The following is a 13,696-nucleotide window of genomic DNA, read 5'->3' as shown; positions in this document are numbered from 1 at the left end:
TAGTGAGTCTTCAGTTTCGATTATTCCGTGTTATATAAAAGGAAAATTTTCCTTTTATATAACAGTTTGGAAATAGGAGATTTATCCATAAAAAGTTCGGAAATAAAAACTACACATCTATACAACTATATGTTATTATGGTTATGTAAATAGAAAGCGTTTTCTAAGGCGTACTTATAATGATAACGATTTCATAAATTTGATAGGGGGAATTAAAATGTTGCAGTTTTTACAACGTATTGGTAAAGCGTTAATGCTTCCAATCGCAGTGCTACCAGCAGCAGGATTATTGCTTCGTTTAGGGCAAGAAGATGTATTTAATATTCCTGTTATGGCACAGGCCGGTGCAGCAATTTTTGATAATTTAGCACTTATTTTTGCAATTGGTGTTGCAATAGGTTTGTCTATTGATGGTAGTGGAGCAGCAGGACTTGCTGGGGCAATTGGATATCTTGTTTTACAAAATACAACAAACGCTCTAAGTAAGGCATATTCAGCAGCAGAGCTGAATGATAAATTGAAAAGTGTTCAGGATTTAGTCGGTTCAGCAGATCCAACTAAATTAGCAGATACAATGACAAAAGTTTCAAAAGCAGCGGCGTTAACGCCAAAAATAAATATGGCCATACTCGGTGGTATTATTGCTGGGGTTGTTGCTGGATTACTATACAACAAATTCCATAAGATTAAACTACCAGAATGGTTAGGATTCTTTGCTGGAAAACGTTTCGTACCAATCATTACTTCAATTGTAATGCTTCTGTTAGGATTAGTATTCGGTCAAATTTGGCCAACAATTCAAAGTGGTATTGATTCAGTAGCACACGGTATCGTAAACTTAGGTTCAGTTGGTGCTGGTTTATTCGGATTATTAAACCGTTTATTAATTCCAATCGGTTTACACCACGTAATGAATACATACTTCTGGTTTGTACTTGGTGACTTTACAAACGCAGCTGGTGATATCGTTCATGGTGATATTGCACGCTTCTTCGCAAAAGATCCATCAGCAGGTATGTTTATGACTGGTTTCTTCCCAATCATGATGTTCGGTTTACCGGCAGCATGTTTCGCAATGATTGCGGCTGCGAAACCAGAAAAACGTAAAATGGTTACAGGTATGTTAGGTGGCCTAGCATTAACTTCATTCTTAACTGGTATTACAGAACCAATTGAATTCTCATTCATGTTCTTATCTCCAGTACTATATGGTATTCATGCAGTATTAACAGGTCTTTCTTTATTCATTACAACAACACTTGGCATTCATGATGGTTTCTCATTTAGTGCCGGTGCAATCGATTACGTTTTAAACTTCGGTATTGCAACAAAACCTGTATTATTAGCAGGAGTCGGTTTAATTTATGCAGCAATTTATTTTGCAGTATTCTACTTCTTAATTAAGAAGTTCGACTTGAAAACTCCTGGTCGTGAAGATGACGATGAGTTAGCTGAAGAGGGTGATGCACCAGTTGCAGGTTCAATTGGTGAAACTTACGTAGCAGCTTTAGGCGGAAAAGAAAACTTAGCAGTTATTGATAACTGTGCAACGCGTTTACGCTTACAAGTGAAAGATGCAAGTTTAGTAAATGAACCAGCATTAAAACGCGCAGGTGCAAAAGGCGTTATGAAATTAAGTAACACAAGTGTACAAGTTATCGTAGGTACAAATGTTGAATCTGTTGCCGATGATATGAAAAAACACGTATAAATAGTTAGATAAGAGGATATCCAAAAAGATTGATAACACCAGTCTTTTACAGGATATCCTCTTTTATTATGTTGAAATTTTAAAGGGAATCTTACTTTTGTAAATTTTCTTTTTCTTTTTTATACATATAGGTTGGTAATATGTTCAGCGCGTGATAAAGTAGGGATGACATAGAATGGAATGTCTATAATCTACTGAAATGATTTGGAGAAAGTCTTGTGTAGATGAATTAAATTATCGGTAAATAAGGGGAAAAAGGTAATCATGGATCAGGAAAAAAATACTGTTAATGGGAAAGTACGTCGTCCGATTGTATACATAAAAAGAACAATCATTCTCGTCCTACTATTTTCACTTGTATATTTCATGTATACAAAAATTGTTGCGCATAATAAAAAAGAGGAAACTTTAAAAGCAGCAGCAGAAATGAAGAAGCAAGAAGAGATAAAAAAGCAAGAAGAGATAAAAAAGATAGAAGAAGTGAAAAGGCAAGAAGCTGAAAAACAAAGAAAACAAAAAGAACAGGAAGAACAGATAAAACAGGCGCAAGTTATAGAGAAACCTGCTGAGGGACCGCCTCAAGAAATTAATGAAAACGCTCAATTGGATCAATATTTACAGAGCATGGGATTTAGTGGGACAGCTGTTATTGTGAAGAATGGGAAAGTTCTTGTGAATAAAGGATACGGCATGGCTAATAAAGAGAAGCAAGTGCCGAATAATTCAGAGACGACCTTTTATATTGGTTCTATTTCAAAAGCATTTGTGGCGACTGCTATTATGCAACTCAAAGATCAAAATAAGTTACAAGTAGAGGATACAGTTGCAAAGTATATTCCAGACTTTCCGCAAGGTAATAGCATTCAGTTAAAACATTTATTAACACATACATCAGGGATTCCAGAGTATGAGCAGGGAAAAGAAGATATTTCTCATGAAGAGTTGATAAAACGAATAGGAAACCAAAAGCGTATTGCAGGACCAGGAGAGAAATGGAAGTATTCAGATTCGAACTACTCTATACTTGCCTACATTGCTGAGAAGGTAAGTGGACAGTCACTCGAAGAATATATAAAACAACATATTTTTGCGACTGCGGGTATGAAACATTCTGGTTTCGGTACAGCGTTGGAACAAACAAGATTCCCATCAACGGGTTATAAAATAGTGAATAACAATATGACAACACCTAATATTCCGAGCATGTCACAACTATATGGTTGTGGTGATATATATACGAGCGCGCATGATTTATATTTATTTAATGAAGCACTCTTTTCTGGAAAATTAATTTCAAAAGAGAGTTATAATCAAATGTTTACAGCCGTGAAAAAGGATTATGGATTTGGCTGGTATGTAGATCCAGGAAGCTATTCAAATCACGGTGTAATGCCAGGTTGGAATTGCTTAAATGGTTTTAGTAAAAATGGTAGTGTATATGTGGTTTTATTATCTAACATTCAAAATAACATTAAATCATTTGGTAAAGTGAATAACGACATTTATACGATGTTACGAAATATAGAAGTGTAAAAGACTGTCCTTTTGGATAGTTTTTTTTGCATTGAGGAAATATATGTGCGGTGCGATAATGAAATAAATGGAAAAGGGGGAGGTTTATGAATATACATAAGCATCATGCACGCAATGCGAAACGAACTTTGTTTATAGCTATCATTGTATGGATTATCGTTGTAATTGGATTAGTTATGGAATATAAAAAAGGAACAATATTCACTTCAGATAAAGAAATTCTGAAATTAATAGGTATTTTGCTACCAGCGTTTGGATTACTAATATATAGTTTTATAGAAAAACGAAGAGCAAAAATGCTTAGACAGGATAATTGTAATATAGGGAGCTCTAGATTATTTGAACAACAAAAGTTCGTTGTTCGTAGAGAGGTAGGGGTATTTCAAGTAATAACGTACTTTGGATTAGATGGCAGTGCAGTAGGGTTTTTAAAAGAAGAGTATAATTCCGTTATTCAAAGTATATGGAAAGGTGCACTTTCTTTTCTTTTTAAGGGACTACATAAGCAACAATTTTATTTATATAATCAATCGGGAGAAAGGTTGCTGCGTGTTCAAAAGAAGATGGGCGTGCGTAACTTCTATATATTTTATAGTGTAAATGGAAAGAAAATTGGAGAGTTGAAACAAGTACTAAGTTTAACAAAATGGGAATGGATATTTTTAGAGATGAATGGTAAGGAAATTGGTAAAGTGACTGGGGACTTTTCAGCAACAATGCAGAAAATAGATTGGCAAGATGGAACACATATTGATGTGAAAGAAGATGGTATTCCGTTAGAAGCTGCAAAATATTTTTCGGCAAGTGGTGGATCCCTTGTTGCAGCTTCTATATCCGGACAAGCAGAATTATCAAGAGCGGTGTATTACGGCGTAGCTGCCATTGTGACAATTAAAAATTAAAGATTAGCAAAGAGATAGATGGGAAACCATCTATCTTTTTTTATGCTCTGAAACAATTATTTCTTTTAGAAAATGTATGTCTTACCTATCACAAAAAAAGCCTGCTTTGTATAGATTAAGATGTATGGATGTAAATTTTTATACTTTAAAAATAATAGGAGGAGAAGCATATGTGTCTGTTCAGAAAATATTGGCATAAATTATCCAGACTGTTTAATAGACAATTAGGCTATTTTTTAGATGACAAGTTACTGCCTGCTGTGGAACGACTTTTATTTTCGCAAAACTTTGCAAAGTTTATTCAAAGAAATTCTAAGCAAGCTACGGAAGAGTTTATAGAATCAAGTCAATTTCAATCTATTATTTGTAACATTTTAAAAGAATGCAATACATCACCATTTAAAGAAATTGCAAAGCAATATTTAGGTAAAAACGTAGAAATTACTGTGACAGTTGGACAGTTAACAGGTGTTATTGTAGCCGTTGGTGACGATTTCTTAACGCTGCAAGAGGGAATAGGAACAGAAGTTTTATTACCATTTACAAGTATTATATCAATGAAAGAAGCGTAAGAAAGGAGACTTATATATGTTATTTACTGATGAATTGCGTAAGCATGTTGGTGAATTAGTGCAAGTTGTGACAGCGGCCGAAATTGTTGCAGGCATTCTTTTATCTGTGACGGACGGGGCAGTAAGTGTTCGTACAGCTCCTTCTTATGGACCACCGGAAGATGTACTTGTGCGTATTCCTATTATTTCTTATGTTCGCTTGGAAGGGTAAGAGTGATACAAGTATGAAAGTATCAGTTGTTATTCCAGCGCATAATGAAGCAAGTACTTTATCTCAAGTTTTAGTAGAAGTAGAGAAGCTCGAACCATATGAAATTATCGTAGTAGATAATGGGTCAACAGATGGGACGAAAGAAATAGCATTACAACATCGTTGCCACGTGATTTATTATAAACATTCTCTTGGCAATGATGTTGGACGGGCAATTGGAGCTAGGGAAGTAAAAGGTGACATCGTATTATTTTTAGATGGTGATATTGTCATTGATAATGTAGAGCTACAACGTTTCGTGAAAGGAATTCAGCAGGGTCATCAAATCGTTGTGAATAATTTAACATGGTCTGTGTATTTAAAGATGAGACCACATTATACAACAGTTGGAAAATGTATGTTGAATCGTTATTTGAATAAAAAAGAGCTTGTTGTTGGTTCTTTAATCGCAATTCCACATGCGATGAGTAGGGAAGTTATTCAGAAGCTTGGGTGGTGGAACTTAGCAGATCCAGCACTATTTCAAGCGATGGCTATGTCTAGAGGAGTAGATATTGTCGATATGGCTTCGGTTGATGTAATTCATACAAATAAAGTTCGTCCTGTGCATACTGGTACATCACCTGGTTCTCCTTATCCGAAAGCGACTAGTCGCATTATGGGTGATCATTTACGTGCTTTGCAATACGTAATCGAAACATATGGTAAACGTGGCGGTTTTTCGGAGGGAAACAGGGATAGAGAGTTTATAGGGAAGTATAAGCTAGTTTTATTACAAAAGGAAAAAGCGAAATACAGTGCTATTATACCCGTATCAGAAGAAAAAATGACTATAAGATCTGTCATACAGGAAGTGAAAAAAGCAGGTGTAGATGAAATTATAGTTGTTGCGAATGGAGCAGATGCCGAGACAATTAAACAAGCAAAGCTAGAGAATGTTATTGTAGTTGAATTCGCGAAGGCACTTGGACATAATGTAGCACGAGCGATAGGGGCTATGCATGCTACGGCAGATATTTGTTTATTTGTTGATGGCGATTTTGTTATTCCGGCAAAAAAGCTAATTCCATTTTTGCATGCTATTGAAGACGGAAATGATGTGGCGTTAAATGATTTGCAATGTTTGTTAGATATGTTTCACCCGGCAGATCCAATTAGTATGGGCAAATATTTCGTGAATTTGGTAGCGAAACGACCAGATTTATGGAACAACTCATTGACGGCAGTGCCACATGCTATGCATAAAAAGGTAATAGAGAAAATTGGATATGATTCTCTTATCATTCCACCACTAGCTCAAATGAAAGCTATTTTAGAAGAATGTTCTATTACAGCAGTGGAATTCGTAGATGTTATAAAAACAAATCGAGTACGTCCAGAGCAACATGGGTTTGTAAATGGACGAATTCCTGCATTCGATCGTATTTTCGGTGATCAGCTTGAGGCGATTGCTTATTTATTACAACATACGAATGGGCGCGGGAGTTTTACAGACGGAGAAAGGGATAGAGATATAATACTACAATTGAGAAGGGAAGAAGAAAATATAGATGAATGCTAGTAGTAAAGTAACCATTATTGGATTAGGATATGTTGGCCTTCCTTTAGCGGTCCTTTTTGCAGAAAGAGGACATGCTGTACTTGGATTAGATAAAGATACTAGGAAGATAGAATCAATAATTAAAGGAGAAAGTTATATTCCTGATGTTTCTTCTAAAGTATTACAAGGCTTAATAAACGAAAGAAGATTAATAGTGAATACACCAGATAAAGGTGTTGCGGATTTTAAGCGTAGCGATTATGTTATTGTGACCGTGCCAACCCCAATTAATGAGCAGAAAGAACCAGATTTAAGTGCCCTCATTTCAGCCTCCCATTATATACAACAAAACCTTCAAAAAGGACAAACCTTCATTTTTGAAAGCTCCACATATCCAGGTACACTGGAGGAAGTTATCATTCCGATTATTTCTCAAACAGGTAAAAAGGTAGGAGAAGATTATTATATTGGCTATTCACCAGAGCGAATTGACCCAGCGAATAGCCAGTATTCAGTCGAAACAATTCCAAAAGTTATTAGTGGACAAACCGAGCAGTGTAAACAAAAAGTACAGGATTTGTATAGCACTATATTTGATGTAATCGTTCCAGTTAGCTCCCCAAAAGTAGCCGAGATGTGTAAGCTATTTGAAAATATTCAGCGCTTAGTTAATATTTCATTAGTAAATGAGCTAAATATACTTTGTGAAAGTTTGAATATTAATTTTTATGAGGCACTTGAAGCAGCATCTACAAAACCATTTGGATTTACTCCGTATTGGCCAGGACCAGGAATAGGGGGACATTGTATACCGGTAGACCCTTTATATTTTCAATGGAGAATAAAAAAGAATGGAGCAATTAGTCAATTAATTGAGGCAGCACATGTAATTAATGAAGAAATGCCAGCGAAAATAATCGGGAAAGTAAAAGGTGTGGTGCAATCACCCGCAACGGTTTTAATAGTAGGGATTGCATATAAGAAAGATGTAAATGATTTGAGAGAATCACCGGCGTTGCCAATTATTCAATTATTAATAAAAGAAGGATACAAGATAGAATATCATGATCCGTATATTTCTACAGCGAAAATTGGAGATACACTATATCAATCTGTTCCATTAGATGAACAAAGAATTAAACAAGCAGATTGTATTTTAATTGTAACGGATCACTCTAGTATCGATTGGAATCTTTTTAAAGGAATTGAGCGATTAATAGATACACGTGGAATCGTAAAGAAGGTGAGTGTATGAGTGAAAAATGTTTAATTACAGGTGGAGCAGGATTTATTGGTTCGCATTTAGCTGAAGAGTTGGTGAAAAGAGGTTATGAAGTTACTATTGTGGATAACTTCTATAAAGGAAAAAATAAATATCATAATGAGTTAATGAAAGAGCTCCGGGTTATTCCAATAAGCGTTTTAGATAAAAATTCAATTTATGAATTAGTGAATCAACATGATGTGGTGTTTCATTTAGCTGCAATTTTGGGAGTCAAAACTACAATGGAAAAAAGTGTAGAGCTTATTGAAACAAATTTCGATGGAACGAGAAATATTTTACAAGCAGCGTTAAAAGGGAAGAAGAAAGTAGTATTTGCATCTACTTCTGAAGTATATGGAAAGGGAGAGCCGCCATTCTCTGAAGAAGGAGATCGTTTATACGGTGCAACTTCCAAAATACGTTGGAGTTATGCAATTTGTAAAACGTTAGAGGAAACATTATGTTTAGGGTACGCATTAGAAGGTTTACCTGTAACGATTGTTCGGTATTTTAATATTTATGGTCCAAGAGCGAAAGATGGTCCGTACGCAGGAGTAATTCCACGATTTATTCGTGCGGCTTTGCAAGGTGACGATATTCTCGTGTATGGAGATGGAAAGCAGACACGCTGCTTTACGTATGTAAGTGATGCGGTCGAGGCAACAATTCGTGCAATGGATGAGAAGGTAAATGGTGAAATTATTAATATAGGTTCTGAGAATGAAAAAAATATAAGGGTAGTAGCGGAAGATATAAAAAAATTAACGAAGTCTATTTCCAAAATTGTGCACGTTCCATTTGAGGAAGTATATCCACATGGATTTGAAGAGATTCCAAATAGAAGACCAGACGTAACGAAATTAAGAGAACTTGTTCAGTTTCAAGCGAAAGTAACGTGGGAACAAGGATTGAAAGAAACTATTAAATGGTTTCGTGAAGAAAACAATGGCTAAGTCGTTATCAGTTATTATTCCCGTATGTAATGAAGTGGATACGATTTCAGATGTGGTTCAATCGGTAAAACCATTGAATCCAGTAGAGATTATTGTAGTAGCAAATGGTTGTAATGATGGTACAGAAGCGATTGCTGAGAGCTTAGGATGTACAGTAATCCAGTATAAAGAGTCACTTGGTAACGACGTTGGACGCGCAGTTGGTGCAAAACATGCGATAGGTGATGTATTACTGTTTGTAGATGGAGATTTTGCTATTCAAACTTCAAAATTACAATTATTCCTTAATCCGATTTTACATGATCAGGCGGACATCGTTTTAAATAATGTAGACGCATTATTTTTAAAGAAACAAAAACCGCACTCCGTGACAGTATGGCGCCAAATATTAAATGCAATGTTAGAGCGTGAAGAATTAAAAATTGATTCTTTATTATCTGTACCTCATGCGCTGACGAAGGAAGTTGTGCAAAGTATTGGATACGAATGTTTTGTTAATCCTATTGTGGCTCATCTACGCCTAGCACAAAGTAAATGGAGAATTAGTCGTCATTGTGCAATTGACGTTATTACGCCAAATAAATTTCGTCCATTCGAGCATGCTGCATATGGCACGGATCTTTCTCAATCTGAAAAACGAATGATAGGTGATCATATAGAAGCTGTAGCAGAGCGGATATTAGGCAGCGATGGGCGCGGAGGATATTATGATGGAAATAGGAAAAGAGAGAGTGTCTATCATACTCTAAATTTTGAAGATTTTTATCAAGGATGGGGCGTTACATCTAAGTTGTATAAAGGAGAGCAATTATCGGTAATTATTCCTGTGCAAAATGAAGAGAAAACAATTGGAAACCTTATAGAAGAGCTTCGCAAAATTGAAGCTTTTGAAATCATCGTTGTTGTAAATGGTTCGTCCGATAAAACGGCAACAATTGCAAAAGACAAGGGAGCAACAACAATTGTGTATAAAGAAGCACTTGGAAACGATGTGGGGCGTTCGCTTGGAACTTATTTTGCAAAAGGAGAAATTGTTTTATTTATAGACGGTGATTTTGTTATTCCAGCTAGTGAGCTATATCCCTTTGCAAAAGCTATTGCAGATGGAACGGATGTCGCATTAAATGATTTAAATCATTATTTAGATTTGAGAGTACCACTTCATCTTGTAACAGCATTTAAATATGCATTAAATTTAGCTTGTGATAGAAAAGATTTAGGAGTAGGCTCTCTTATTGCTGTACCTAATGCGTTTAGCCGTACATGTTTGCAAGCAATTGGGTATAGATCTTTACTGTCACCTTGCGTAGCGCAAGTGAAAGCTATTCTTTCAGGATTCGAAATCGCATGTGTAAGTCGTGTTGAGGTCGATAAGATGAACCGTATTCGTCCCAGTGAACATTTTGCAAAAATAGGTCATCCTCCAGCTGTCCTTCGAATTATAGGTGATCATATAGAAGGGTTAGAGCAATTAATTGTATTGGAAGGTAGTCGTGGTGGATTCTATGATGGGAATAGAAAAAGAGATGTTTTAGAGTAGTAACAAAAAAAGTGTACAACGTATGTACACTTTTTTGCTCTGTTATAAAAACTATAACAGATTAGGAGATAAGAGTATTACAGATCTACAATGGGTATCGTTCTTATATTACAAAATAGGACTCGTATATAAGAATACCAAAAAAATACAATTAAAGAAAGGGTTAATTATAAAGAGTTTTATATGAAGTTAACACTATGTATACAGTGGTTTGCTCAATGTTTCACAAACATGTCACAACTATTTCGTTCACTTTCGAAAAAAAGTAGTATTCTAAGTGTGTAAGCTGTTATATAAAAAAACGTAGTCCTGTACTAATCAAAAATGGAGGAGATTAGGATGACTCAAGTATTAGAAAATGTAAAAAACGCGTGGGAAAACTTTAAAGGTGAAAAATGGAAAGCAGAGATTGATGTTCGCGATTTCATTTTAAATAATGTAAACGTTTACGAGGGAGAAGACTCTTTCTTAGCGGAAGCAACTGAAGAAACGAAAAAACTTTGGGATCAAGTAATGGATTTAACAACAAAGGAACGTGAAAACGGTGGCGTTCTTGATATGGATACAAAAATTGTTTCTTCTATTACATCACATGAACCAGGATATTTAAATAAAGATATTGAAAAAGTGGTCGGTTTCCAAACTGATAAACCATTTAAACGTTCTTTACAACCATATGGTGGTATTCGTATGGCGGAACAAGCGTGTGAAGCGTATGGATATGAAATGGATAAAGAACTTAGCAGTATTTTCAGAGACTGGCGTAAAACTCATAATCAAGGTGTATTTGATGCATACACACCAGAAATGAAAGCGGCTCGTAAATCAGGTGTTATTACTGGTCTTCCAGATGCATATGGACGTGGACGTATTATCGGTGACTATCGCCGCGTAGCGCTATATGGTATAGATCATTTAATTGAAGCGAAAAAAGCTGATTATAATTTAACTGGTGGTGTAATGAGCGAAGATACAATGCGTTTACGCGAAGAATTATCTGAGCAAATGCGTGCACTTCAAGAGTTAAAACAGATGGCTGCTTCTCATGGATTCGATATTTCTAAGCCAGCTACAAATGCACAAGAGGCTTTCCAATGGTTATACTTTGCTTATCTTGCAGCAATTAAAGAGCAAAACGGGGCAGCAATGAGCCTTGGACGTACCTCTACATTCTTAGATGTTTACATTGAAAGAGATTTAGCAAATGGTACTTTAACAGAAGAAGCAGCACAAGAAATTGTGGATCACTTCATTATGAAATTACGTCTTGTGAAATTTGCAAGAACACCTGATTACAATGAACTATTCTCTGGAGATCCAACTTGGGTAACTGAATCTATCGGTGGTATGGCGTTAGATGGTCGTCCGTTAGTAACAAAAAACTCATTCCGTTTCTTGCATACATTAGATAATTTAGGACCAGCTCCAGAACCAAACTTAACAGTTCTTTGGTCTAAACAATTACCAGAGAACTTTAAAAACTACTGTGCGAAAATGTCTATTAAAACATCAGCAATTCAATACGAAAATGATGACATTATGCGTCCTGACTACGGTGATGACTACGGTATTGCTTGTTGTGTATCAGCAATGAGAATCGGTAAACAAATGCAGTTCTTCGGAGCACGTGCAAACTTAGCGAAAGCATTACTATATGCGGTTAACGGTGGTAAAGATGAAAAGTCAAAAGCACAAGTTGGTCCTGAATACGCACCAATTACTTCTGAAGTATTAGATTATGAAGAAGTTATGCGTAAATTCGATATGACAATGGAATGGTTAGCTGGTCTATACTTAAATACATTAAATGTAATTCACTATATGCACGATAAATATAGCTATGAACGTATTGAAATGGCACTTCATGATACAAATGTTCTTCGTACAATGGCAACAGGTATCGCTGGATTATCTGTAGTAGCAGATTCTTTAAGTGCAATTAAATATGCACAAGTAAAACCAATTCGTGATGAAAATGGTATTGCAGTTGATTTCGAAATTGAGGGAGATTTCCCTAAATACGGTAACAATGATGATCGTGTAGATGAAATTGCAGTAAATCTTGTGAAAACATTTATGAACAAGCTTCGCAAACATAAAACATACCGTAATTCTGTTCATACAATGTCAATCTTAACAATCACATCTAACGTTGTATACGGTAAGAAAACTGGTAACACTCCAGATGGACGTCGTACTGGAGAACCATTTGCACCGGGCGCAAACCCAATGCATGGCCGTGATACAAAAGGTGCATTAGCATCATTATTATCTGTAGCTAAATTACCATATGAAGATGCACAAGATGGTATTTCAAATACATTCTCTATTATTCCAAAAGCACTTGGTAAAGAAGATGATGTACAAGTACGCAACTTAGTATCTATGCTTGATGGATATGCAATAAAAGAAGGACACCACTTAAATATTAACGTATTTAACCGTGAAACATTAATGGATGCAATGGAGCATCCTGAAAAATATCCACAATTAACAATTCGTGTATCTGGTTACGCTGTTAACTTTATTAAATTAACTCGTGAACAACAAATTGATGTAATAAACCGTACAATGCATGAAAGCATGTAAGTGAAAAAAGTGTCCCTCCGCTTTTAATATATAGCGGAGGGAGGCTGTTTCAATAAAGGAGGAAGTAACATGGTAAAAGGAAGAATACATTCTGTAGAGTCTTGTGGTACTGTTGATGGCCCAGGGATTCGTTATGTCATATTTACACAAGGGTGTTTATTACGTTGTCAATATTGTCATAATGCTGATACATGGGAAATCGGTAAAGGTAAAGAAATAACAGTTGAAGAAGTGATGCAGGATGTGACATGTTACCTTCCATTTATTGAAGCTTCTGGAGGCGGTATAACAGTTAGCGGTGGAGAGCCACTATTACAGCTAGACTTCTTAACCCAGTTGTTTAAAAAGTGCAAAGAAGCTGGTATCCATACAACAATCGATTCTTCTGGCGGTTGTTATTCTGAAGAACCAGAATTCCAAAATAAGCTAGATATTTTAATGGAGTATACAGATTTAGTTTTATTGGATTTGAAGCATATTGATTCAAAGAAACATCGTAAATTAACAGGGAAACCAAATGAACACATTTTACAATTTGCTCGTTATTTATCGGATAGAAAGAAACCAATTTGGGTAAGACATGTATTGGTTCCCGGTGTTACCGATGGTGAAGAGGATTTACAAAAATTATCAAACTTTATTCAAAGTCTATCTAATGTTAAGAAAGTGGAAGTGCTGCCATATCATAAGCTCGGTGTTTATAAATGGGAGGCACTTGGACATAAGTATCCACTTGCGGATGTGAATCCACCGACAGAAGAAAATGTTGAACATGCAAAACATATTTTACAAGCAGTCTAACCTAAACATTTGGTTAGGCTTTTTGTTTCTTCATAATAAAATCTAGAGTATATATTTAGAAAAGAGTATACTGAAAAGGG

At 35.7% G+C, this 13,696-nt stretch carries 11 protein-coding genes; all 11 read left to right on the top strand.

The genetic code is table 11. From position 1 onward, the window contains the following. Positions 1-217: 217 nt before the first annotated feature. The 11 genes from nagE (at position 218) to pflA (ending at position 13,616) form a co-directional block, all read left to right on the top strand. Positions 218-1,711 (top strand): N-acetylglucosamine-specific PTS transporter subunit IIBC, encoded by a 1,494-nt coding sequence (nagE, locus tag MR155_RS24485; protein WP_219300333.1) that lies wholly within the window; start codon positions 218-220, stop codon positions 1,709-1,711. Positions 1,712-1,975: 264 nt separating this feature from the next. Beyond that, complete coding sequence (locus tag MR155_RS24480; RefSeq protein WP_242311316.1) at positions 1,976-3,244, top strand: serine hydrolase domain-containing protein; 1,269 nt, start codon at positions 1,976-1,978, stop codon at positions 3,242-3,244. A gap of 86 nt (positions 3,245-3,330) precedes the next feature. Next, a complete protein-coding gene (locus MR155_RS24475; protein ID WP_219300330.1) occupies positions 3,331-4,146 on the top strand; it encodes a sugar ABC transporter ATP-binding protein in 816 nt (271 codons plus the stop codon). A gap of 170 nt (positions 4,147-4,316) precedes the next feature. Continuing rightward, positions 4,317-4,718 carry an LSm family protein gene (locus tag MR155_RS24470; RefSeq protein WP_033715617.1) on the top strand — a complete coding sequence of 134 codons (402 nt, stop codon included), beginning with the start codon at positions 4,317-4,319 and terminating at the stop codon, positions 4,716-4,718. Positions 4,719-4,734: 16 nt separating this feature from the next. Next, positions 4,735-4,929: an LSm family protein gene (locus MR155_RS24465; protein WP_219300328.1), complete on the top strand. Its 195-nt coding sequence runs from the start codon at positions 4,735-4,737 to the stop codon at positions 4,927-4,929. A 13-nt stretch (positions 4,930-4,942) separates the two neighbouring features. Then, positions 4,943-6,490, top strand: coding sequence for a glycosyltransferase family 2 protein (locus MR155_RS24460; protein WP_219300326.1), 1,548 nt, complete (start codon positions 4,943-4,945; stop codon positions 6,488-6,490). Further along, on the top strand, positions 6,480-7,724 hold the full coding sequence (locus MR155_RS24455; protein WP_242311315.1) for a nucleotide sugar dehydrogenase: 1,245 nt from the start codon (positions 6,480-6,482) through the stop codon (positions 7,722-7,724). The genes MR155_RS24460 and MR155_RS24455 overlap by 11 nt, the downstream gene beginning before the upstream one ends. Next, positions 7,721-8,686, top strand: a complete 966-nt coding sequence (locus tag MR155_RS24450) for an NAD-dependent epimerase/dehydratase family protein (RefSeq protein WP_002140285.1) — start codon at positions 7,721-7,723, stop codon at positions 8,684-8,686. Before MR155_RS24455 ends, MR155_RS24450 begins: the two co-directional genes overlap by 4 nt. Then, positions 8,679-10,226, top strand: a complete 1,548-nt coding sequence (locus MR155_RS24445) for a glycosyltransferase family 2 protein (protein ID WP_242311329.1) — start codon at positions 8,679-8,681, stop codon at positions 10,224-10,226. The genes MR155_RS24450 and MR155_RS24445 overlap by 8 nt, the downstream gene beginning before the upstream one ends. Before the next feature lie 339 nt (positions 10,227-10,565). Further along, a complete protein-coding gene (pflB, locus tag MR155_RS24440; RefSeq protein WP_113937958.1) occupies positions 10,566-12,815 on the top strand; it encodes a formate C-acetyltransferase in 2,250 nt (749 codons plus the stop codon). 69 nt (positions 12,816-12,884) lie between these two features. Continuing rightward, positions 12,885-13,616 (top strand): pyruvate formate-lyase-activating protein, encoded by a 732-nt coding sequence (pflA, locus tag MR155_RS24435; RefSeq protein WP_002010313.1) that lies wholly within the window; start codon positions 12,885-12,887, stop codon positions 13,614-13,616. Positions 13,617-13,696: the final 80 nt, after the last annotated feature.

Origin of the sequence: Bacillus cereus group sp. BfR-BA-01331 (assembly GCF_022663915.1) — a bacterium.
Lineage (GTDB): Bacteria > Bacillota > Bacilli > Bacillales > Bacillaceae_G > Bacillus_A > Bacillus_A mycoides.
The sequence above is the reverse complement of the archived record's forward strand: the minus strand, read 5'-3'. Positions and strand labels throughout refer to the sequence as shown.

Excerpts from the sequence above, each read along its gene's own strand:
- nagE (WP_219300333.1), top strand. The coding sequence starts at position 218 with ATGTTGCAGTTTTTACAACGTATTGGTAAAGCGTTAATGCTTCCAATC.
- MR155_RS24480 (WP_242311316.1), top strand. The coding sequence starts at position 1,976 with ATGGATCAGGAAAAAAATACTGTTAATGGGAAAGTACGTCGTCCGATT.
- MR155_RS24475 (WP_219300330.1), top strand. The coding sequence starts at position 3,331 with ATGAATATACATAAGCATCATGCACGCAATGCGAAACGAACTTTGTTT.
- MR155_RS24470 (WP_033715617.1), top strand. The coding sequence starts at position 4,317 with ATGTGTCTGTTCAGAAAATATTGGCATAAATTATCCAGACTGTTTAAT.
- MR155_RS24465 (WP_219300328.1), top strand. The coding sequence starts at position 4,735 with ATGTTATTTACTGATGAATTGCGTAAGCATGTTGGTGAATTAGTGCAA.
- MR155_RS24460 (WP_219300326.1), top strand. The coding sequence starts at position 4,943 with ATGAAAGTATCAGTTGTTATTCCAGCGCATAATGAAGCAAGTACTTTA.
- MR155_RS24455 (WP_242311315.1), top strand. The coding sequence starts at position 6,480 with ATGAATGCTAGTAGTAAAGTAACCATTATTGGATTAGGATATGTTGGC.
- MR155_RS24450 (WP_002140285.1), top strand. The coding sequence starts at position 7,721 with ATGAGTGAAAAATGTTTAATTACAGGTGGAGCAGGATTTATTGGTTCG.
- MR155_RS24445 (WP_242311329.1), top strand. The coding sequence starts at position 8,679 with ATGGCTAAGTCGTTATCAGTTATTATTCCCGTATGTAATGAAGTGGAT.
- pflB (WP_113937958.1), top strand. The coding sequence starts at position 10,566 with ATGACTCAAGTATTAGAAAATGTAAAAAACGCGTGGGAAAACTTTAAA.
- pflA (WP_002010313.1), top strand. The coding sequence starts at position 12,885 with ATGGTAAAAGGAAGAATACATTCTGTAGAGTCTTGTGGTACTGTTGAT.